This is a genomic window from Streptomyces sp. RLB3-17, from assembly GCF_007113425.2.
GTDB classification, from domain to species: Bacteria; Actinomycetota; Actinomycetes; order Streptomycetales; family Streptomycetaceae; genus Streptomyces; species Streptomyces mirabilis_D.
On sequence record NZ_CP041610.2, the window covers coordinates 10326042 to 10344737 of the forward strand.

Genomic DNA, 18696 nt, shown 5'->3' on the forward strand with positions numbered 1-18696 from the left:
ATGGTGACATTCCGAACCTAGCCTGTGGCGACTCTTAACGCACCACTAACACTGCGAGGCCGCCCCATGGCATCTGTCGACCAGCTCGCCCCACCAAGCACGAGCCAGAACCGCAGCTCCCTCCGACGGAACGTCGGACTGATCGGACTGCTCTGGGCGTCCGCCGGCTCGATCATCGGGTCCGGCTGGCTGTACGGCGCGAAGAACGCCGTCGTCGCCGCCGGCCCGGCGGCTCTGATTTCCTGGGGCATCGGCGCGGTCGCGATCGTGCTGCTGGCGTTTGTCCATGCCGAGCTGGGTGGAATGTTCCCCGTCGCCGGCGGTACCGCCCGTTACCCGCACTACGCCTTCGGCGGCCTGGCAGGCATGTCCTTTGGCTGGTTCGCCTGGCTGCAGGCGGCAACCGTGGCGCCGATCGAGGTCGAGGCCATGATCGGCTACGCCGGTCACTGGCACTTCGCCAAGAGCTTCCTCAATGACAACGGCACCCTGACGACGAGCGGCTTCATCGTCGCGGTGATCCTCATGGGCGTCTTCGTCGCCGTGAACTTCCTCGGTGTCTCGGTGCTGGCCCGGACCAACAGCGCTGCCACCTGGCTGAAGATCTTCGTGCCGCTGCTCGCCATCTTCACCCTCGCTGCGACCCACTTCCACAGCAGCAACTTCACCTCGCACGGCTTCGCGCCGTTCGGCTCCAAGGGCGTGCTCGCCGCGATCAGCACCAGCGGCATCGTCTTCGCCCTCCTCGGTTTCGAGCAGGCGATCCAGCTGGCGGGCGAGAGCCGCAACCCCAAGCGCGACATCCCTCGCGCGGTGCTCGGCTCAGTGGCCATCGGCACGCTGATCTACGTCCTGCTGCAGGTCGTCTTCATCGGCGCGCTGCCCGGCAGCAGCTTCGCCCAGGGCTGGGACAAGCTCGACTTCGTCGGTATCAGTGGCCCCTTCGCGGGTCTGGCCACCCTTGTCGGTCTGGGCTGGCTGACCGTGGTGCTGTACTTCGACGCCATCGTCTCCCCGGGCGGCACCGGTCTGATCTACACCACCTCCACCTCCCGTATCTCCTACGGTCTGAGCAAGAACGGCTACGCGCCGCGCGTCTTCGAGCGCACGGACGCACGCGGGGTCCCGGTGTACGGCCTGATCATGTCCTTCGTCACCGGCGTGGTCTGCTTCCTGCCGTTTCCGAGCTGGCAGCAGCTGGTCGGCTTCATCACCTCCGCCAGCGTGCTGATGTACGCGGGCGCTCCACTGGCCTTCGGCGCGATGCGCCGGCGCCTGCCGAACCGTGAGCGCAGCTACCGGCTGCCGCTCGGCGGTGTGCTCTCCCCACTGGCGTTCATCGTTGCGAGCCTGATCATCTACTGGAGCGGCTGGCAGACCCTGGAGAAGCTGGGCGAAGCGATCGTCCTGGGCTACCTCCTGCTCGGCGGCTACGCCCTCTACGCGTCCAAGAAGGGCCTGCCGAACGCTCCGCGGATCAGTTGGAAGTCCGCCCAGTGGCTGCCGGTCTACCTGCTCGGCATCGGTGTGATTTCCTGGCAGGGCACCTTCGGTGGCGGCCAGGGCAACCTGCCGATGTGGACGGACATCGCCGTCGTGGCCGTGTTCTCCCTGGCGATCTACCACTGGGCGATCCGCGTGGCCCTGCCGACCGACGCGATCGAGCAGAACATCGAGGACATCGAGGTCGTCGACGCGGGCGGCCACTGACCCGTCCGCACTCCCTCATACCGGGGCGGTCCCGAAGCGGCCGGTTCCAGGACAGGACAGCACACTGTCCCGGCTTTGACTGCTCCCCGCCTGAAGGGAGGGGATCCCTTCCTTCAGGCGGGGATTCCTGGCTCAGGCTGCCTCTGGGAGCAGTGCTCCCGGTGGTCTTACGCCCTCGGCACCAGCCGGGTTCAGACCTGCCCGGACGAGCATCATGCGGGCGGAGTTCTTGTCTCTGGGGGAGACGACTCCGCATGCGGTGCAGGTGTAGGTGCGCTCGGACAGCGGCAGTGCGTGCTTGGTTCTCGCTCCGCACGATGCGCAGTCCATGGTGGTGTGTGCAGGATGCACGAGACGGATGTCCCGTCCGTGCTTGCGGCCCATCTCGACCAGGGCCTTCTTCGTGGCGCCGAGCGCGGCGTCCGCCGCTTTGCGGGCCATCGAGGACGTGGCGAGGAGCTTCGGCCTGAAGTCCTCGACGGCGATGGCGTCGTGGTCGGTCACGACCTTCTTCGCCCACTTGCGGCCGGTGTCGTGCCGCTGCCGGGCGATCTTCACGTAGGTCTTCGCCCGCCACTTCTTCGCCTCGCGGTAGCCCTTCGAGGCGGCCTGCCCCTTCTTCGGCCGGCGGCTGGCCATCATCCGGTCGTAACGGGTCAGCCCAGCCTGCGCCTTACGGCCGTGCTGGGCGTGCGGCAGACCATGGGCGTTGGAGGTGGTGGTCGCGGTCTCCTTCACGCCCCAGTCCACGCCGAGCACCCGGCCGGTCTCCGGCAGCGGCTGCACCTCGGTGGGACCACGAACGATGCGTACCAGTGCCCGACGCTGTCCCGGTACACGCGCACCGAGGAAGGTTCGCCCGGCGGGCTGCGCGACCACACCACCGTCAGCACGATCCCACCCGCCAAATGCAGGCGGTCGTCCTGGGGCCGCAACCCGCGCCGGGTGCAGTTCAGCGTCGGCAAGGCCTCGTGCTTCTTCTTCCACCCCGGCATACCGGCCCGCTGCCGCTGAGGCAGGCGTTCCCGGATGTCCTTGTGCGCCTTCGCGCGGGACTTGCCGAAGTCCCGGATCAGCTGCTGCTGAGGAACTGAGCTGCCCTCACGCAGCCACGGCGTACGCTCCCGCGCCAGTGCCCACTCCGCCTCCAGCGCGGTACGGGCACTCGACGACACGCGAAGCCGGTAGGTGTACCGGGCGCGCCCGGCCCCGTCGGCTTCCATGGGCGTCGTCATGATTCGCTTCTCACTCAGGATCCCGGCAGACCTACACGAACAGGTGACCGCCCGCGCCGCTGCGGACCGGCGGTCCCTCAACTCCGAAATCCTCCACCTCCTGGAGGTCGCCCTCACCGCTCCCCGGCCGGACGCCGGATCGCCCAGCGGCGATCCGGCTTCCCCTGCCCCGCTCCGCGGGAAACCGGATTCCTCCCCGGCCTGAAGGCCAGGGCATCCTCCGGGAATCCCGGTGACAGCGCGGGCTGGGGCAGCCGGAAGACGGCGGTCGGACGGCCCGTGGTCCTGCCGCCCGGAGTGCTGTCCGGGGCCGTCCCGGCCGGTCGTCCGAGGTACTGGTCCGGTGTGGCGCCGGTCCGGTGTGATGCGCAGCTGTTGTCCGCGGACTTGTCTCTCGTGTGGTCAGGACTGCTCGCGGCAGTCCTCTTCGGTGCACTCCAGAGTGACGAGGGTCTGGTCGACCTGCTGGCTGGTCAGAGGGGGTTCGGGCAGTTCGTGGGCGCCCTCGGTGCGGAAGGCGTCGAGCATCAGGTGGAGGTGGCGACGCCAGGCTTGGGGGGCGATGGTGCGTGTGGCCTGGATGATCCCGGCCTGGGACCAGATCACGAAGGCGATGTCCTGCGCGGTGACGTCGCCGCGCAGGACGCCCTGTTCCTGGGCGTTGCGCATGATCTGGATGCCGAGTTCCTTGGTGCGTTCGTACATCTTGCGGCCGGCCACGTGAAGGGGCAGCCGTGCCGAGACCAGGTCGTTGAAGGCGCGGTCGCAGGCCTGCAGCTGGCAGAGTTTCTCCAGGTAGCGGCAGAACCCCTCCCAGGCGTCGTCCATGGCAGCGGCTTCTTCCGCGGTGGTGAGCAGTTCCGTGTACTTCGCGTTGAAGAGTGTTTCGACCAGGTCGAGCCGTGTGGGGAAGTGGCGGTAGAGCGTGCCGATCGCGACGCCGGCCTCGCGGGCGACGCCCTCCAGGGACGCCCCGAGGCCCTGCTCGGAGAAGGCCGTGCGGGCGGCGGCCACGATCGCGTCCCTGTTGCGCTGTGCGTCACGGCGTAGGGGTTTCGCCAGTGTCTCGCTCGCGGACGGGGCGTGGTGGTGGCTCATGGCTCGAGCGTAACATGAGGCCCCCCTCGAATTCGATTGTTGTCATGTTTCCGATCGCAATCTCACTCCTCTGACGTGCTGTGATGAGCCTCACTGCAAACATGAGGCACCCCTCGGGTACGGTGGCAGAGCCGAACGTGAGGCACCCCTCCGGATGACCTTGCGGCAAGCCGACTGACCCGGGATTTCCGGATCTCGGTTCACATAGAAGCGGCGGCCGCCAGCTCGGCGAAACCGCGGCAGTCTCGCAAGGGGAATGACCATGAACAGCATGACCAAGCGCGTCTCGATCGCACTCGCCTCCACGGCACTGGCCGGCGGAGCCCTTCTCGGCGCCGGCGGCTCGGCGTCGGCAGCCACGACTCCGGTGCCCGTGCAGCACACGCAGTACGTGTCCGCCACGTCCGCGACCAGCACCGAGCAAGTCGGCCACCACAAGGACGACGGCCGCCGCGACGACCACCGTGGGCAGGACACTGTGCGCTACGTACGGGCTGCGGACCACGAGGGCGAAGCGGCCTCGTGGCGCGGCGTCAGCGCCGCCCGCTGGTACGAGGACCAGGTCGACGCAGCGACCTCGTGGCACGGTGTCAGCACCGCCCGCTGGCACGAGGACCAGGTCGTGTGGTCCCTGAACCACAGCTGACGCGGCCCGAGCCGCCCCACTCCGGAACGCCGGCGCCTGCCCACACAGCAACACGGCCGCACCCCCGGCCGACCAGGATCCCGGATCGTGCGCCCCACGGCGGTTCACACTTGCATGGAGACGAACGCCGCACGCAAGGCGAAGGCACTCTGGCCCTCAGCGCCGGCCACGCCGACCACGGCCAGGCCCGCACCGACACATGAACCTCGTCAACCGCTTCCCTTGCCGATCGCTTCCCCACACGCCGGTCCCTGCCTTGAGACCGACGCCCGGTCAGGGGTGAGCTGTGGCGGCGTCGCCGTTCAGGGCGGGACGCCGTTGTCGCTCACCACCGTCGCCCCCTCCGCGGGAACCGGCACTGTCGACGTCACCATGACCACCGCCGCCGGCACACCGCGGGGCCCTGCGCCACCAGCACACACAGCTGAGGGGCAGGACACGGGAGGCGACCTCACGGCCAACGGGGTCCTGCCTGCACGCTCGATCCTCGACTGCCCGGCCAGGCTGCCCGGCTTCCCGCTCGGCCCAGGAGCACCGGCCAGGACCATGGATCCGGCCGGTAGCCGGCAGGCTTTCGACGTCATACGGCGCGAAGAGGAGACCGGTATGTCTCCCCGCTTCCGTGAGGCGTGAGTGCTGCGCTCGGGCCGCGAGGGCACCCGACACGACCGGACCCAGGGCGCTACCAGATCAGGCACCAGTAGTTGCCGGCCTGTCCGGTGCCGACCGACGTGAGGCCCTTTGGAAGCAGCGCCGGGTCCGGTTGGCCGACGGCCGCCATCGAACAGGCAGGATCGCCGACCACTCTGGCAGCGGCCATGCGCTGAGCAGCGGCCGTCGCCGCCGCGTTCGTGTACCACCGTGTCGGTGTCGGCGTCGGCGTCGGCGTCGGCGTCGGTGTCGGTGTCGGCGGCTGTGACGGAGGCGGAGGCGGCACGGGCGGCGGGGGCGGCGTGGACTTGGGCGTAGGTGGCGTTGGTGCGGGCTTCGGTGTTGTCGTCGGTGACTTGGGCGCAGAGGGCCGTATCGGTGTGGGCCTGGGCGGGGGCGGCGCGGTCAGTGTCGGTATGGGCTTTGCTGTTGCTGTTGCTGTTGCTGTTGCTGTTGCTGTTGTCGGTGGTTGGGGTGCTGGAGGCTGCGTGGGCGTGGGCGTGGGCGCGGGCAGGGACGGTACGGGCGGTTTTGGCGTGGGCTTCGGCACTGCTGTCGCCGACGGTTTGGGCGCGGGGAACTGTGTTGCCGGTGGCTTCGGTTTCGGCCCGGACGAGGGGGCCGTCGCCGTCTGGTGGGGCGTCGGCTGAGGCCGGTTGCTCGAGGGGGCTGATTGCCGGGGACGAGCCGTCGCTGTCGGCTTGAGCCTCGGTGTGCGTGTCGACGTGGGCCGTGTTATGTCCGACGGCGTGGGCCGAGGGGCTTCATGGTCGGGGGTCACTATCGCCCAAATGCCGACGCCGATGCCACCGGCGACCAGCACGGCGGCACCGCTCGCGATCCACGAGGTTCGACGGGGTGAGCGTCGGTGCCGGTTCATGTTTCTTACTGTCTGCAAGGGGTGGCGGTGGCGCCACTTGGGTCAGTGGCTTCGGGTTTTCCAGCTGATGCAGGGACACGGCCGGGAGCGCCGGTTGTCGCGATGAGCCGGTTGGGCCGTTGGGGTGGCACGGGAGGCACTGGAGCTTGCTGTACGAGAGAATCTCGAGAGGGCGGGCCGGGGCCAGCCGGGCGACCGGACGGCAGAAACCCCGCCCGAGGAACGGACGCCACGCCTGCATGCCGGGCAGTACCGGCTTCACCTCCGACCGGCCGCATGGCTTTGTTCGGAGCTGGTCCGGTCGAAGCTGCACGTAAGTCCGCTTGCCGTACGCGTCCGTGATGTCGATGGTGACGCTTTCCCACTCATCGGCCGGCGCCTTGGGCAGATCGGTCATCCGGTATTCGGCCTCCGCCAGCAGCTCCTCGGGGAATGCTTCTTCCCGGACGTCCTTGATGGCCGTGCTGATGAGCTTGCGGAGTACCGGCCACAGCTCAAGCAGGATGCCCTTGTTGAGGAAGCGGCATAGATCGTCACGCATGCCTTCGGCGAGCACTGTTCTGTACAGGCTCCTGCGCTGGCAGGGCCGGTCCGTATTGAGGATGCGCAGTCCGGACCACACGATGTGCAGCGGCAGCGCCACCATCCCGTGCTTGGGTCCGGCCAGCTCGTTGAGGCTGGTCGGCGCGCTGGCCACGCGGCGGGGGCGACAGCGGAGGGCGAGCGGGGCTTGCTGGCGGGCGAAGGCTACTCCGGGGCGGCGATGAAGTGACGACGTAGAGCAGCCGCGAGCCGTTGAGGAAGGGCTCGCCTTCGGGGCCGTAGTACTTGTCATCGGCCAGCAGCAATGCCTGCCCCGGCCACGCCGGAGCCCTGCGGGCGGCCGTATCGACAGTTCTCGGCCTGGGCGGATGGAATCTTCGGCGAATCGACTGCCAAGGCGCGCGCTCGTGGGCAGGAGGACTGCTAGGCCGGCCCGCCGAGGTCATGTGCAATCCAGCCCGGTGCATCCAGGCGCACGGGCAGGGCGCCAACCAGCGTGGCCAGGTGCGCCTCAAGGCTCGCGAGTTCGGCAGAACCGATCTGCCGCTCCCACTGGTCGCGCAACTCGTCGAAGATCGATTCACCTTGTCGCAGCACTTCGACGCCGAGTGCGGTGACCTCAAGGCGTTTGCGACGGGCGTCAAGGGGGTCCGTGTCACGTGCCACGTATCCGCGCTCCTGCAGCACCGCGATGGTTTTCGCCGCCGCCTGCTTGGAGACGGACAGACGTCGTCCCAGTTCTGAAGCGTTGTCCGCACCAGCGGTGATGGCCCGCATGGCGAAGTCGTGGACGGGACGCACGTCTTCGTAGCCACGGCGGGCCAGTTCGGCGGTCGCGGCATCCGCCAGTGAGCGGAAGCCTCCGAGCAGGAGCAGTGCGAGGTCAGCACCGGATCGTGGCATGGAAGAAGAATACGACCACTAGACAACGACAACCTTGTTGTCTAATGTCATAGACAACAAGGTTGTCGAAATAGGGGGCACGATGAACGCCACACCGGCCGGTGCCACACTCCCGGGGATCACGCACCACCGCGTCGAGGTCAACGGAACCACGCTTCACTACGTCGCGGCGGGAACCAGCGGAACCCCGATCCTGCTGGTCCACGGGTTCCCCGAGACCTGGTGGGCCTTCCACAAGCTCATCCCGCTGCTCGCCGAGCGCCACCGGGTCTTCGCCGTCGATCTGCGCGGCTTCGGCGACTCCGGCAACGGGCCGGGCGAGTACGACAGCGCCACCTCGGCCGAGGACCTGCACCTTCTGATCGAGCAACTCGACGTCGGCCCGGTCCATCTCACCGGACAGGACATCAGCGGAGCGACTGTGTTCCGACTCGCGACCACGCACCCGCACGACGTGCTCAGCTTCATCGCGATTGAGACGGGACTGCCCGGGTTCGGCGTGGAGGCGCTGGCCGACATCACCCACGGTGGCGCCTGGTACATCGGTGTTCTCGCCGCGCCCGGCATTCCCGAGATGCTGCTGGCCGGTCGCGAGCGTGAGTTCCTGGGACAGTTCGCATTCTCGGCCACGAGCGCGACCCCGGATGCGAGCACCGACGCCGACATCGACGAATTCGTCCGCAGCTACGCGCGGCCCGACGGCTGGCGAGGAGCGATCGGCCTCTACCGGTCGATGCTGCGCGAGGGCTCCGAGATCAAGGCTCTCGCCGACGCGCCGGGCCTGACCGTACCTGTGCTCGCGGTCGGCGCCGGCGGACGCTCCTTCACGGCCGCCACCATGACGCAGGCCGCGGCGGCGACCGAGGTCAGCTCGGTATCTCTCGACGGGGTCGGCCACTACGCCGCGATGGAGGCTCCCGACGAGCTGGCGAAGGCCATTCTCGAATTTGTCGGAAACATCGACGCCGCCCAACGGTTCTAGGAGACCAACGCAAAGGACCAACCCGACGTCGTGACGTGCGGATTCAGCCGCAGCTTCGGCGCGAGCGTGATCGAGTGGACCGAGGCGGCATGGAACCCGACCACAGGGTGCGACCGCGTCTCGAAGGGGTGCGGTGGTCGGCGAGCCGCTGGGCGAGGCTGAGTGCGGTCATAGATCGGTGTTCCGATGACGGCGACAGCGGTCGCGATGAACCCCGACACAGGCACAGCCCATCGTCTGGCAGCAACAGAGCGCGCATCGGCGATCGTTCGCCGGCGTCGGTCAGCGCCGGAAGCATTCCTCGCGGCGCTTGTTGCCCGCCGGTTCGAAGCACGGCCGAAGGTCAGTGAGATCTCTGCTGCTGGTCATCGGGTGAAGAGGAAGCTCTCCTCGTCGTGTTTGTCGGCGACCTCGACCCGTTGTGACCAGCTGCTGCAGGCGTGTAGGCCTCACCAACCTTCGCGGACGCGCGCCCGGACTGAGGGGCCTGATTGCGGACACCGTGTTCCATGACAAGCTGTGCTTCCCACTGCCCGAACCCGGAGGTCACCATGACTGCAGAGCCCTCACCGCAAGAAGGTCCGGAGCTGGCCGACATCGAGGAGCCCGCGCCGGCACCCGACGACGGGCAGGATGACTTGAAACGCAAGTTCCGGGACGCCCTGGCGCGCAAGCGGGGCATGCAGGCGGACGCGGCCGCCCTCGCTGCGAACACCGGCGCGTCGAAGATCCGCGGGGCGCACGGCCCGGCCGCGAGTCAGCGGTCGTTTCGGCGCAAGAGCGGCGGCTGAGTCCAAACGGCCGCCGGATAGGTGACTCGCAGGGCACGATCCGGCCGTCGTGCCGGCCCGCCCAGGTCCACCCTGGGTCGTCCGCTCACGAGCCATCGGGTGAGGCCTTTGCCGCGCAGGTTCGGCGAGGGCCGTGGCCAGGAATCGCTACGGCACCGGCAGGCGGCCCGCATGGAAGCTCCTGATCGGCCGTCATCTGCTCTGTGGTGGCCATCCGGTACTGCACCAGCACGGCCAGCGCCAGCCGGTCCCCGCTGCCCGCGTCCAGGCTGATCATCACGTTTCCGCTCGCTTCCCGTCCGGTGCGGCACCGTCCTGCCCGGCGCCGCGTACTGGTCACGGCAGCAGTCGGCCCCGACCAGAGCCCCGACCACGAAGGCCCGACCACGGTCACGAAGCGACAACGCCTCCGCGGACCAGGCCGTAACCCCCTCCGACATCCCGGCCGACAACCGTCCGCACCCTCTACGCACCTGGACCACGCCCCACAACAGGAAGAACAAGGAAAGTGGGTGGGTGGGACAGGTCCCGGGCGGCGGGCGAGGGGATCGGGTGCCGCCGGTGCTCCTCGCGCGTCGGCCGGGGACGCCGCGCTGCGCTGCCGCCAGGGCGGTGGTGATGTCAGGCGGGGGACATCGGCGGGGGAGAGGTCGGGGCGGGCGCGGTGCCAGCGTGCTGGTTGTCGCCACCGGCCGGAGGTGTCGCGGGCGACGTCGGCGCCGACTTCCACCACCAGCTCAGGTTCCACGGCGTGACGTTCAGCGTCTCCCTGGTGCCCCACCCGACGGAGAAAGACCAACCTGTCCATGGATGCCCGTGCCGTCCCGGAGCGAGCAGGCCGGCGAACGCATTACCCGTTGCCCGGGCGGGGGTGGTGGTTCGGCCGACGTACTGAAGGCGACCATCGGTGTCGTGCCTGCCGAGCAACAGCGTGCGGGGAGTGGCAGGGGAGCCGGTGACCGCGCCGACGATCGCCTCGCTCGTCTCGCGGACCTTGTATTTCTGCCAGCCCCACACCGACGGGCGGTAGGTGTCGTTCAGCTGCTTGAAGACCACGCCCTCCATTCCGGCCGATGCCCACGTCAGCCACTCGCGCGCGGTCTCCTCCTGGGTGATCGACGAGCACAGCGCCCACGGCGCCGACATCTGGTGGGCGGCGAACACGGACTCCAGCGTGGGCCCTGCGCCGCCGGTACGGCCACCCGGTCGTGTCCGCAGTCAGGGCTATTACCGCAACAGGTTGACTCTGGGCGGTCAAGGGTCGGAGGTCTTGATTCCGGTTACTCCGTGGCTCCGTCGTCGCGTCGAGAACTCGGGAGCGCCCGGGGCCGGGTCCCCGGACAATGATCGTCATGACGTCCCTCCACTCCAACCCACTCTTCACCCGGCTCGCTGATGCCGAACGGATCCTCGTCGCGGGCGCGGGTGGCGGCTTCGACATCTACTCCGGCCTGCCGTTGGCTCTCTCCCTCCTGCATCAGGGCAAGCAGGTATATCTCGCGAACCTCTCCTTCAGCGCACTTGACGGTCTTCCGATCGATGACTGGGTTGCCCCGGACCTGGCCGCTGTCACTCCCGACTCCGCTTTGCACCAGAGTTACTTCCCGGAGCGGACCCTCGCTCAGTGGCTGCGTCAGCACGGCTACCCGTTCACCGTGTACGCCTTCCCCCAGACCGGGGTGCGCCCGCTGCGCGCCGCCTACTAAGCACTGATCGAGCTGCACTGCGTCGACGCTGTGGTGCTGGTCGACGGCGGTACGGACATTCTGATGCGCGGCGATGAAGCCGGGCTCGGCACTCCAGAGGAAGACCTGACGAGCGTGGCGGCGCTGGCTGCGCTGGACGGCATACCGACGCGGCTCGTCGTGTCGGTCGGCTTCGGTGTAGACGCGTACCACGGTGTAAACCATGTGCAGGTATTGGAGAATATCGCCGCGCTGGAGCGCGACGGCGCGTACCTCGGTGCGTTCTCGATACCGCGGGCCACCCGTGAGGGCGCGCTCTACCTTGACGCGGTGACGCACGCTCAGCACCACACCCCGGAGTACCCCAGCATCGTGAACGGTTCAATCGCGGCAGCCGTGCGCGGCTCGTTCGGCGATGTCCGGTTCACTGACCGCACCCGGGGCAGTGAGTTGTTCGTGAACCCGCTGATGTCCCTGTACTTCGCCTTCGACCTCCCGGGCCTGGCAGCCCGCTGCCTCTACCTGGATCGGATCGAGGACACCCACCTGATGCGCCAAGTCCACTCGCGGATTGCCGAGTTCCGCGAATCCATAGTCACTCGACCACCCCGCCACTTCCCGCACTAGTACTCCAGCCGGACTTCTGTATTTCTCCTGGTCAACGGCCTGGCGGTGGGGAGTGCAGCGAGGGTTTGGCATGAGTGGGACGGTCTTGGGTCGACCGTCCCACCAACGAGTGCCCGCGTCGCCCCTCTGACGTCGAAGTGGCGCTCATGGCAGAGCTTGTCCGCAAGTAGCACATCGATGCGGATGTGGGGTACAACGCGTTCGGGTTGCAGGAGTCCGATGACGCGGACCTGGCGGTGCCGTTCCCTGACGACTTCGACTACGACACATTCCTCAGCACTCATCCGGGGCGGCTGGACATCACCAGCGGTGGCCACACCCACACTGCCGCCGTCACGGTCGAAGTGTGGGACGGCCCGCCGCCCGAACAAGACCCAGCCAATTGGGACGAGCAGGCCGAAGCCGACTTCGAATCGACCAGCGGCCAGGTGGTGGTGTGGTCTATGAGCCTGGGCCGAGCCGACGATGTCATCACGCTGGCCGATTCCGGCGGTGCGTGGCAGGTCCGGGTGAGCTGTGCGGGCCGGGCTGAGGCTGCTGCTCTGTCCGACGGTGAGGGCACCGGCACGGGGGTCGAGCGCTATCTCGTCCAGTTCTGGCCCGCTGGATCCTGATCGCGCGAAATGGGGCGGGGCAGTGCCCGGCCCCGCCCCGGCAACTGGTGGCACCAGGTCAGGTGACGGTCTTCACGATGAAGCCGTCGTAGTTTCCGTCGATGACGCGGTTGTTGCCGTAGAAGCCTTGCTGGAGATTCCCGCCGGCCCGGTTGTCGTCCTTCGGGATCGGCTTCACCGAGAAGTTGAATTTCCTGACTTCGGGGTCATAGTCGTGTTCCGCGGCCCCCTCGTAGGTGGTTGCGAAGGGGTACTCGTCGCACTCCTTGCCTCCGTTGGTGCAGTTGGCGCCCCAGTATCGTCTGCATTGAAGCGCTCCGGGATCGGAGTTGGTCTCGTGCTCGTGGGGCGGGATGTCTCCGATCGCTGTGTGGAGGCGCTGGTAGTTGAACCAGTCGACCCATTCCGCGGTGGCGAGTTCGATGTCGGCAAGGCCGTGCCAGGGCTTGCGTGGCTTGATCAACTCCGTCTTGTAGAGGCCGATCTGGGATTCCATGAGCGCGTTGTCCAGGGCGTCGCCGACGGTGCCGATCGAGGCGTCGATGCCGGCGTCGAGGAGCTGCGCGGTGAACGCGGAAGACGTGGTTTGAGTGCCCGCGTCCGTATGATGAATCAGCCCCGGTCCGGCGGGAGTTCCAGCGCGGTCGCGGTGCCACAAGGCCATGTCGAGGGCGTCGAGGACGAGCTTGGCCCGCTTGCTGGTGGCGGCGGACCAGCCCACGATCGCCCGGGAGAACACGTCCACGACGAACGCGACGTAGACGATCCCGGACCAGGTGGCGACATGGGTAAAGTCGGGCCACCCACCGCTCATTCGGATGTGACGCGGTGAAGTCGCGCCGGAGCAGGTCGCCAGCCCTCTCCTGGCCGTCGTCCCGGATGGTGGTGCGGATCTTCTTCCCGCGTCGGGCGCCCTCCAGGCCCAGGTCACGCATCGGTTGGGCGACGGTGCAGCGGGCCACCGGTATGCCCTGGCGGTGCAGTTGCCGCCATACCTTCCGGACCCCGTAGACGCTGAAGTTGTCCGTGTGGACGCGGCTGATCTGCGTCTTCAGCTCCGCGTCGCGGACCGACCGGGCGCTGGGAGTGCGGTTCTTGGCGGCGTAGCAGGTGCTCGTCGCGACCTTCAGCCCGTGGCCGGTCAGGACCCGGCAGATCGGCTCGACCCCGAACACCTGGCGGTGTGTGTCGATGAACGCTACGAGCGCTTCGACGGCCGGTCGAGCTCGGCCGCGAAGAAAGCCGACGCCGCCTTGAGGATCTCGTCCGCCCGTCGCAGCTCGGCGACCTCGGCCCGCAGCCGCTTGATCTCCGTGGCTTCCTGGGACGTGCCTCCGGGCCGCTGACCGGCATTCACCTCGGCCGTGCGGACCCAGGTCCGCACGGTCTAGGCCGCACCGATCCCCAGCTTGGCTGCGACCGCCTTCATCGCGGCCCACTCGGGTGAGTAGTTCGGGCGGATCTCCGCAACCATGCGCACCGCACGCTCACGAAGCTCAGGAGGGTAGGGGGACGGACGTGCCATGACTCGATCCCCTCAAGGAATCGAGCCTCCATCAGGCCCGAGCGGCTCACCACGAGCTGTCCCGTGGACGTGGTCTTGCACTGAAAGGGAAGAACGGGCGGCTGAGCTAGGACAGTACGGTGGGGTGCTCGGTGAGCGCGAGTGTCTGTTGCCGGAAACGCCGGCCTGTTCCGTACCGCGAGCGTGGCACGTCCGCGGGGTTGGTCGCCCATTCCGCCAGATGCTGGACCAGGGCGGAGAGCATCTCGCCGTCCTGCGCCGTCCTGCGCCGTTGTGGCCGGTGAGGCGGGGGCGTCCTGCAGGACCGCGACGATGGTGTGCGCGGTCTGTGCGCTGAGCCAGGTAGCCGGCTTTCCGTCGGCGGCGTCGGCCCGCAGCCGTATCAGGGTGTTTTCCAGCGGGTCGGTAGTCCACGGCTTGCTGTCGGCGAGCGCCCGCTCCTCGGTCAGTCACTCCAGGAGCACCCTGCACTCGAGTCCGTTCAGCCCGATCCCGTCCCCGGCGAACGGGGCGTGGAAAACGCGCAAGACCACATCGCGGCGACGCGGCTGCTGACGCCGCTCGACCAGGCGTAGGACTCCGTGAGGTCGAGGTGGATCTTGCCGGCTGGTGTCTGGTCCGGGGTCCGGGCAGGGGCTGGCGGCACATGGTGCACAGGCCGGTCCAGCAGTTCAGGAGGTCTTGGAGGGCATCGAGGGTCTGGTAGAGGGTGAGCCCGCGGAAGGATCAGCGGGCCAAGGGCGATTGCTGCCTGCGGGGACTGATGGTGGGCGGTCGCCGCAAGTCCATCCAGGCCATGGCCTCACGGCTGCCGGACGCGTCGGCGCCCCGGGTTCCGGATGCCCGTTCCTGCAGGTCAGGCTGGGCGCCCGCCGCCTCGACCGCCGTCGCCCCGCTCGTGCCATTCGACCCCTCCGACGTGCTGTGATGAGCCTCACCGCAAACATGAGGGCCCCCTCGAGTACGCTGGGCAGCGCCGAACATGAGGACCCCCTCCGGATGATCCTCCCCGTTCGACACCCGGCCGATCCGGATTCCCCGGATCACGGACAGGACGGCCGCCCGGTCAACGGAATCGCGGCACATCACAAGGAGATGACCATGAACAAGTGGATCAAGCGCGTCTCGACCGCTGTCGCTTCTACGGCGCTGGCAGGCGGAGCCCTTCTCGGAGTCAGCGGCACGGCGTCAGCAGCGACGGCCTCGGCGCCCGGGGAGCACACGCAGTCCGCGATCACCGCCTTCACCACCGGCGGCGACCGCGCGAGCGGATACCAGAGCACTCACCACGGCGCACAGGACGACGGCTGGGGCGCACCCCGCGGCTGGTACACGAACGACGACCGCCAGGGCCACTACGGGGAAGAGCGCTGGAACGGTAGCCACCTGTACGTCTGGGACGGGTACCGCTGGGACGAGGTGACGACGTACCGCGTCAGCGCCGAGCGCTGGTACCTGGACCAGGTCGCGTGGTCTGCGGACCAGCACTGATGCAGCCGCAGGCCAGCACGGTCGGTTTGACCGGTCGCAACGACGTGGCTTTGGGGTGCGCCGTTGCGGCTCGTCAAACCGACCGCTCGCCGAGCCGACATCGAGCGCGAGCCGGTGAAATCGCCCCCTGGGCGAACAAGGACAACACGCGGGAACCGCGTGGGCTGCTCGCGTCCACCGGCGCTTCCGGTCGCGCCGGCGGTACCACCACCCCCGCGCCTCGATGCACACACGGAGCCATCGCAGGGCCGGGCGAGCGGAGACATGGAAGTGAGGGACAGTGAGATCGGTCAGAACCGTGGCACACGAGCTGCCCGTGCGGCTCGTCTTGTCGCACGACCTGTCGGTGTCGATACCTGCAGCACTGCAGTACGACGCGGATGATCCCTATGCCGTGCGTGCCGTCTTCCACCCCCTGGACCAGAGCGGAACGGTCGAGTGGTTCCTCAGCCGCGACATGCTGGCTCAGGCTCTGAGCGAGCACACCGGGCACGGAGACGTGCGCATGTGGCCGACCAGTGACTCGGGACGCGATGTGGTGCGCATGGTTCTCAGTTCACCTGCGGGATCGGCCCTGCTCGAGTTGCCCGCGCAGGGCGTGGAATCCTTCCTGCGCGAAACGCGGTCCGCGGTGCCGCCGGGAACCGAATCCAGCCGGTTCGACCTGGACGCCGAACTGGCACAGCTGCTGGCGGAAAACTGAACGCCATCCTCCTGGATGGTGACGCCCCTCGTAGGAGTGAGGGCCCGGATGCCGACCGCGGCACCGGGCCCGCCGCATGTCCCCGCTGTATGCCGTGTTGCGCGACGTCGTCAGCCGAGGCTCATGCCTCGTCGCGGCACTCGCGGCACTCCTCTTCGGGGCACTCGAGAGTGGTGAGGGTCTGCGCGAACTGCTGAGGGGTCAGCGCGGGTTCGGGCAGCTCGTGGGCGCACTCGGCGCGGAAGGCGTCGAGCAGCAGGTGGAGATGCCGGCGCCAGGCGTTGGGAGCGACGGCACGGGTGGCCTGGATGATCCCGACCTGGGACCAGATCACGAAAGCGATGTCCTCCGGAGTGACGTCGTCACGCAGGACGCCCTGCTCCTGGGCGTTCCGGAAGATCTGAGCGACCCGTTCCTTCGTACGCTCGAACATTCCCCTGCCGAGCGCATGGACGGGCAGGCGGGCCGAGACCAGGTCGTTGAAGGCCCGGTCACAGGCCTGCAGTTCACAGAGCTTTTCCAGGTAGGAGCAGAACCCCTCCCAGGCGTCGTCCATGGCCGCGGCCTCTTCGGCCGCAGCGAGCAGATCCGTGAACTTCGCGGTGAAGAGCTCCTCGACAAGGTCGAGCCGGCGCGGGAAGTGCCGGTAGACCGTGCCGATCGCGACACCCGCCTCGCGGGCAACACCCTCCAGGGAAGCGTCCAGCCCCTGCTCGGCGAAAGCCTTGCGGGCAGCGGCCACGATCGCGTCCCTGTTGCGCTGCGCGTCGCGGCGTAGCGGTTTGGCCGGCGCCTGGGGCGCGGACAGGACGTGCTGGTGACTCATACATCCAGAGTAACATGAGGGGCCCCTCGAATTAGGCTGTGATCGTGCTCACGGTGCGGACGGAACGTGGTCCAGAAGCACGCACGCAGGGCGCGCCGAAGACGACGAGCCTCCGGCTCAGGCCGCGAGGCCGTTTCGTTCGGATCGCTTTGCTGGCCGGAGGACGATGGCGGCGAGGTGATCCGAACGAAGCAACCTACGAGCCTTTCCAAATCCCGGTGGATTCTCCGCTGCGGGCGAGGCACAATCCCCGTGGATTCGGGGCGAGGGGGAGCTTGTTTGGACGTGTTCGCGTGTGCCGGGTGCGGCACGGAGCTTACGGCGCCGGTGTCCCGGGTCGCCCTCCCCGTCCACGTCCACCACGGAGGATGGGAGGAACTCCACCCTCCGCTGATGGAGCCCGCGACGTATGCCGTCGACCCCCAGCCCACCGGACCGCCCTGGCGGCTGTGGAAGGAGGTCGGAGCTGACGCGGCTGCTCGGCAGGGCGTGTTCGCGCCGGTGTACTCCGTCTCCTTCGGCGCACGAAACAGGATCGTCATCGCCCCCGGCGACTCCCGGTCAATGACCCTGATCCCCGACAAGTGCGAAGGCTACTGCCAGGGTGTGGATGGCCGGGCCGGTCCCAACCTGGCGTGCCAGGGATGCGGACGGGCCGTGGCAACCCGCATGGACGACTGCGGAATGTGGCAGACGGTGTGGCTTGAGCCCGACGCGGTCGCACGCCGCTTCTCGGGACTCTCGGCCGGTCCGTCTCCAGACTGGGACGATCTGGAACGCGCTGAGTATCGCGTCCCACCTGTCGAACCCGACGGTTCGTGGAGCCGCCGCTGGGAGGCGGCGGTCGGGGTCGCACTGGCCCATCTCGTGGCGGTCACCGAGGACCGCCCGGTGAGTCTCCCCGTCGGTCCCGTCGCCGAGTTGCTCGGCCACGCCGTCGGCCGGTACCTCCCCGCCGGTCCCGGGGTCCGGTCCGTGGGGCTGGCCGGCCCGGGGATCCACCTGCCCCGGCCCCGTCCCGATGTTCTCCTCGTCCCCCGCCACCCCCTCACGGCGGCGCCCTGGCGTCCGCCAGGCGATGAGGGAGCTGTGGTGCCGCTGGACAGCGGGGTCTGGGCGTACCTCGCCCACCCGGGCGAGACCTCGCCGCTGCCCGCGACTGGAGTCCTCCCGGAGGGCGTCCTGCGCGACGACTACCCCCTGCCGTCGCGCCCTTGGTGCCCACTGACGCCCCACCACCGTGCCTTCGAGGACACCTTGGTCCGGCTGCCCGCCGTACGCGCCCCCAGGCTGCGCAGGTATCGCGAGGCGTACCGCCAGGCTGTTTCGCCTGCATCAGCGGGCTGACCAGAGGAAGATGCCCGCGACGTGGAGGCCGGCCGGGTAGATGGTGGCGGTCTTTTCGTTAGCGGGTGGAGATCCCTCGCCATTGCTGGAGGCGGTTGATGCACCGTTCGACGGTGTTGCGCTGCTTGTACGCCTCACGGTCGAAAGCGAGAGGGCACCCGCCCCGGCTGCCTCGCCGCAAGCGGTGGGTGCCCTGGTTCCGCCCGGATCGGGATGTCCGCGCGGATACGACGGCTGCGCATGTGCTCGCGGATCGCGCGCGACGAATAGGCCTGTCCGCCAGGACCACATCCGGCCGGGTGCGGGGCCTACCCCGTCGACGGGGCACACGCAGACGTGCCATCACCTCGGTGAAGGCGGGTGCGTCGTTGGCCTGCCCGCCGGTCAGGAGGAATGCCAGCGGGCGGCAGCGGCCGTCGACCACGAGGCGGATTTTAGT

20 protein-coding genes and 4 pseudogenes are annotated in these 18696 nt (G+C 68.4%); 13 read left to right on the top strand and 11 right to left on the bottom strand.

What is annotated here, in order from left to right; translation table 11 throughout:
* Window positions 1-66 precede the first annotated feature (66 nt).
* A complete protein-coding gene (locus FNV62_RS46415; RefSeq protein ID WP_143604151.1) occupies window positions 67-1710 on the top strand; it encodes an APC family permease in 1644 nt (547 codons plus the stop codon).
* 132 nt (window positions 1711-1842) lie between these two features.
* Here the strand turns inward: FNV62_RS46415 and FNV62_RS46420 are convergent.
* Window positions 1843-2945: pseudogene (locus FNV62_RS46420) on the bottom strand (RNA-guided endonuclease InsQ/TnpB family protein).
* Between FNV62_RS46420 and FNV62_RS57715 the strand changes: the two are divergent.
* Window positions 2944-3150 carry an Arc family DNA-binding protein gene (locus FNV62_RS57715; RefSeq protein ID WP_143604152.1) on the top strand — a complete coding sequence of 69 codons (207 nt, stop codon included), beginning with the start codon at window positions 2944-2946 and terminating at the stop codon, window positions 3148-3150. The pseudogene FNV62_RS46420 and the gene FNV62_RS57715 overlap by 2 nt on opposite strands.
* A gap of 197 nt (window positions 3151-3347) precedes the next feature.
* Here FNV62_RS57715 and FNV62_RS46430 read toward each other — a convergent pair whose 3' ends face one another.
* Complete coding sequence (locus FNV62_RS46430) at window positions 3348-4043, bottom strand: TetR/AcrR family transcriptional regulator (RefSeq protein ID WP_097287810.1); 696 nt, start codon at window positions 4041-4043, stop codon at window positions 3348-3350.
* A gap of 262 nt (window positions 4044-4305) precedes the next feature.
* Here FNV62_RS46430 and FNV62_RS46435 point away from each other — a divergent pair, with 262 nt between their 5' ends.
* Window positions 4306-4689, top strand: coding sequence for a hypothetical protein (locus FNV62_RS46435; RefSeq protein WP_143629574.1), 384 nt, complete (start codon window positions 4306-4308; stop codon window positions 4687-4689).
* Between the two features lie 682 nt (window positions 4690-5371).
* Here the strand turns inward: FNV62_RS46435 and FNV62_RS46440 are convergent.
* Complete coding sequence (locus FNV62_RS46440; RefSeq protein WP_164331862.1) at window positions 5372-5509, bottom strand: hypothetical protein; 138 nt, start codon at window positions 5507-5509, stop codon at window positions 5372-5374.
* 31 nt (window positions 5510-5540) lie between these two features.
* On the opposite strand from FNV62_RS46440, the gene FNV62_RS46445 reads away from it, so the two are divergent.
* The gene (locus tag FNV62_RS46445; RefSeq protein WP_144316224.1) at window positions 5541-5990 is read left to right on the top strand and encodes a hypothetical protein; all 450 of its coding nucleotides are present in this window, start codon (window positions 5541-5543) and stop codon (window positions 5988-5990) included.
* Window positions 5991-6104: 114 nt separating this feature from the next.
* Here the strand turns inward: FNV62_RS46445 and FNV62_RS46450 are convergent, their stop codons facing one another.
* Both FNV62_RS46450 and FNV62_RS46455 read right to left on the bottom strand, forming a co-directional pair.
* Window positions 6105-6917 carry a hypothetical protein gene (locus FNV62_RS46450; RefSeq protein ID WP_143629578.1) on the bottom strand — a complete coding sequence of 271 codons (813 nt, stop codon included), beginning with the start codon at window positions 6915-6917 and terminating at the stop codon, window positions 6105-6107.
* 269 nt (window positions 6918-7186) lie between these two features.
* Window positions 7187-7666, bottom strand: coding sequence for a MarR family winged helix-turn-helix transcriptional regulator (locus FNV62_RS46455; RefSeq protein ID WP_143629580.1), 480 nt, complete (start codon window positions 7664-7666; stop codon window positions 7187-7189).
* A gap of 82 nt (window positions 7667-7748) precedes the next feature.
* Here FNV62_RS46455 and FNV62_RS46460 point away from each other — a divergent pair, with 82 nt between their 5' ends.
* The 3 genes from FNV62_RS46460 (at window position 7749) to FNV62_RS46470 (ending at window position 9439) form a co-directional block, all read left to right on the top strand.
* Window positions 7749-8648 carry an alpha/beta fold hydrolase gene (locus FNV62_RS46460; RefSeq protein ID WP_143604154.1) on the top strand — a complete coding sequence of 300 codons (900 nt, stop codon included), beginning with the start codon at window positions 7749-7751 and terminating at the stop codon, window positions 8646-8648.
* A 66-nt stretch (window positions 8649-8714) separates the two neighbouring features.
* The gene (locus FNV62_RS56315) at window positions 8715-8810 is read left to right on the top strand and encodes a DUF5131 family protein (RefSeq protein WP_225900926.1); all 96 of its coding nucleotides are present in this window, start codon (window positions 8715-8717) and stop codon (window positions 8808-8810) included.
* Between the two features lie 389 nt (window positions 8811-9199).
* Window positions 9200-9439, top strand: a complete 240-nt coding sequence (locus tag FNV62_RS46470; protein ID WP_143610317.1) for a DUF5302 domain-containing protein — start codon at window positions 9200-9202, stop codon at window positions 9437-9439.
* A gap of 85 nt (window positions 9440-9524) precedes the next feature.
* Here FNV62_RS46470 and FNV62_RS46475 read toward each other — a convergent pair whose 3' ends face one another.
* Together FNV62_RS46475 and FNV62_RS54835 are read right to left on the bottom strand one after the other, a co-directional pair.
* Window positions 9525-9716: a hypothetical protein gene (locus tag FNV62_RS46475; RefSeq protein WP_164331404.1), complete on the bottom strand. Its 192-nt coding sequence runs from the start codon at window positions 9714-9716 to the stop codon at window positions 9525-9527.
* Between the two features lie 344 nt (window positions 9717-10060).
* The gene (locus tag FNV62_RS54835) at window positions 10061-10603 is read right to left on the bottom strand and encodes a hypothetical protein (protein WP_186003168.1); all 543 of its coding nucleotides are present in this window, start codon (window positions 10601-10603) and stop codon (window positions 10061-10063) included.
* A gap of 188 nt (window positions 10604-10791) precedes the next feature.
* On the opposite strand from FNV62_RS54835, the pseudogene FNV62_RS46485 reads away from it, so the two are divergent.
* Window positions 10792-11751, top strand: a pseudogene (locus FNV62_RS46485) (DUF1152 domain-containing protein).
* A 185-nt stretch (window positions 11752-11936) separates the two neighbouring features.
* The gene (locus tag FNV62_RS46490; protein WP_225900631.1) at window positions 11937-12365 is read left to right on the top strand and encodes a hypothetical protein; all 429 of its coding nucleotides are present in this window, start codon (window positions 11937-11939) and stop codon (window positions 12363-12365) included.
* A gap of 331 nt (window positions 12366-12696) precedes the next feature.
* Here FNV62_RS46490 and FNV62_RS54840 read toward each other — a convergent pair.
* A pseudogene (locus FNV62_RS54840) lies at window positions 12697-13890 on the bottom strand (IS3 family transposase); the annotation flags it as partial.
* Between the two features lie 106 nt (window positions 13891-13996).
* A complete protein-coding gene (locus FNV62_RS46510) occupies window positions 13997-14134 on the bottom strand; it encodes a hypothetical protein (RefSeq protein WP_164331863.1) in 138 nt (45 codons plus the stop codon).
* A gap of 465 nt (window positions 14135-14599) precedes the next feature.
* Here FNV62_RS46510 and FNV62_RS58195 point away from each other — a divergent pair.
* From FNV62_RS58195 to FNV62_RS46525, 3 genes and pseudogenes are all read left to right on the top strand, one after another.
* Window positions 14600-14761, top strand: a pseudogene (locus FNV62_RS58195) (IS701 family transposase); the annotation flags it as partial.
* 230 nt (window positions 14762-14991) lie between these two features.
* Window positions 14992-15381 carry a hypothetical protein gene (locus FNV62_RS46520; protein ID WP_143629581.1) on the top strand — a complete coding sequence of 130 codons (390 nt, stop codon included), beginning with the start codon at window positions 14992-14994 and terminating at the stop codon, window positions 15379-15381.
* 298 nt (window positions 15382-15679) lie between these two features.
* Window positions 15680-16084, top strand: a complete 405-nt coding sequence (locus FNV62_RS46525; RefSeq protein WP_225900632.1) for an SsgA family sporulation/cell division regulator — start codon at window positions 15680-15682, stop codon at window positions 16082-16084.
* A 121-nt stretch (window positions 16085-16205) separates the two neighbouring features.
* Here the strand turns inward: FNV62_RS46525 and FNV62_RS46530 are convergent, their stop codons facing one another.
* On the bottom strand, window positions 16206-16910 hold the full coding sequence (locus tag FNV62_RS46530; protein WP_097287820.1) for a TetR/AcrR family transcriptional regulator: 705 nt from the start codon (window positions 16908-16910) through the stop codon (window positions 16206-16208).
* Window positions 16911-17303: 393 nt separating this feature from the next.
* Here FNV62_RS46530 and FNV62_RS46535 point away from each other — a divergent pair, with 393 nt between their 5' ends.
* The gene (locus FNV62_RS46535) at window positions 17304-18257 is read left to right on the top strand and encodes a hypothetical protein (RefSeq protein ID WP_373559546.1); all 954 of its coding nucleotides are present in this window, start codon (window positions 17304-17306) and stop codon (window positions 18255-18257) included.
* A 58-nt stretch (window positions 18258-18315) separates the two neighbouring features.
* Here the strand turns inward: FNV62_RS46535 and FNV62_RS46540 are convergent, their stop codons facing one another.
* The gene (locus FNV62_RS46540; RefSeq protein WP_164331864.1) at window positions 18316-18681 is read right to left on the bottom strand and encodes a hypothetical protein; all 366 of its coding nucleotides are present in this window, start codon (window positions 18679-18681) and stop codon (window positions 18316-18318) included.
* Window positions 18682-18696: the final 15 nt, after the last annotated feature.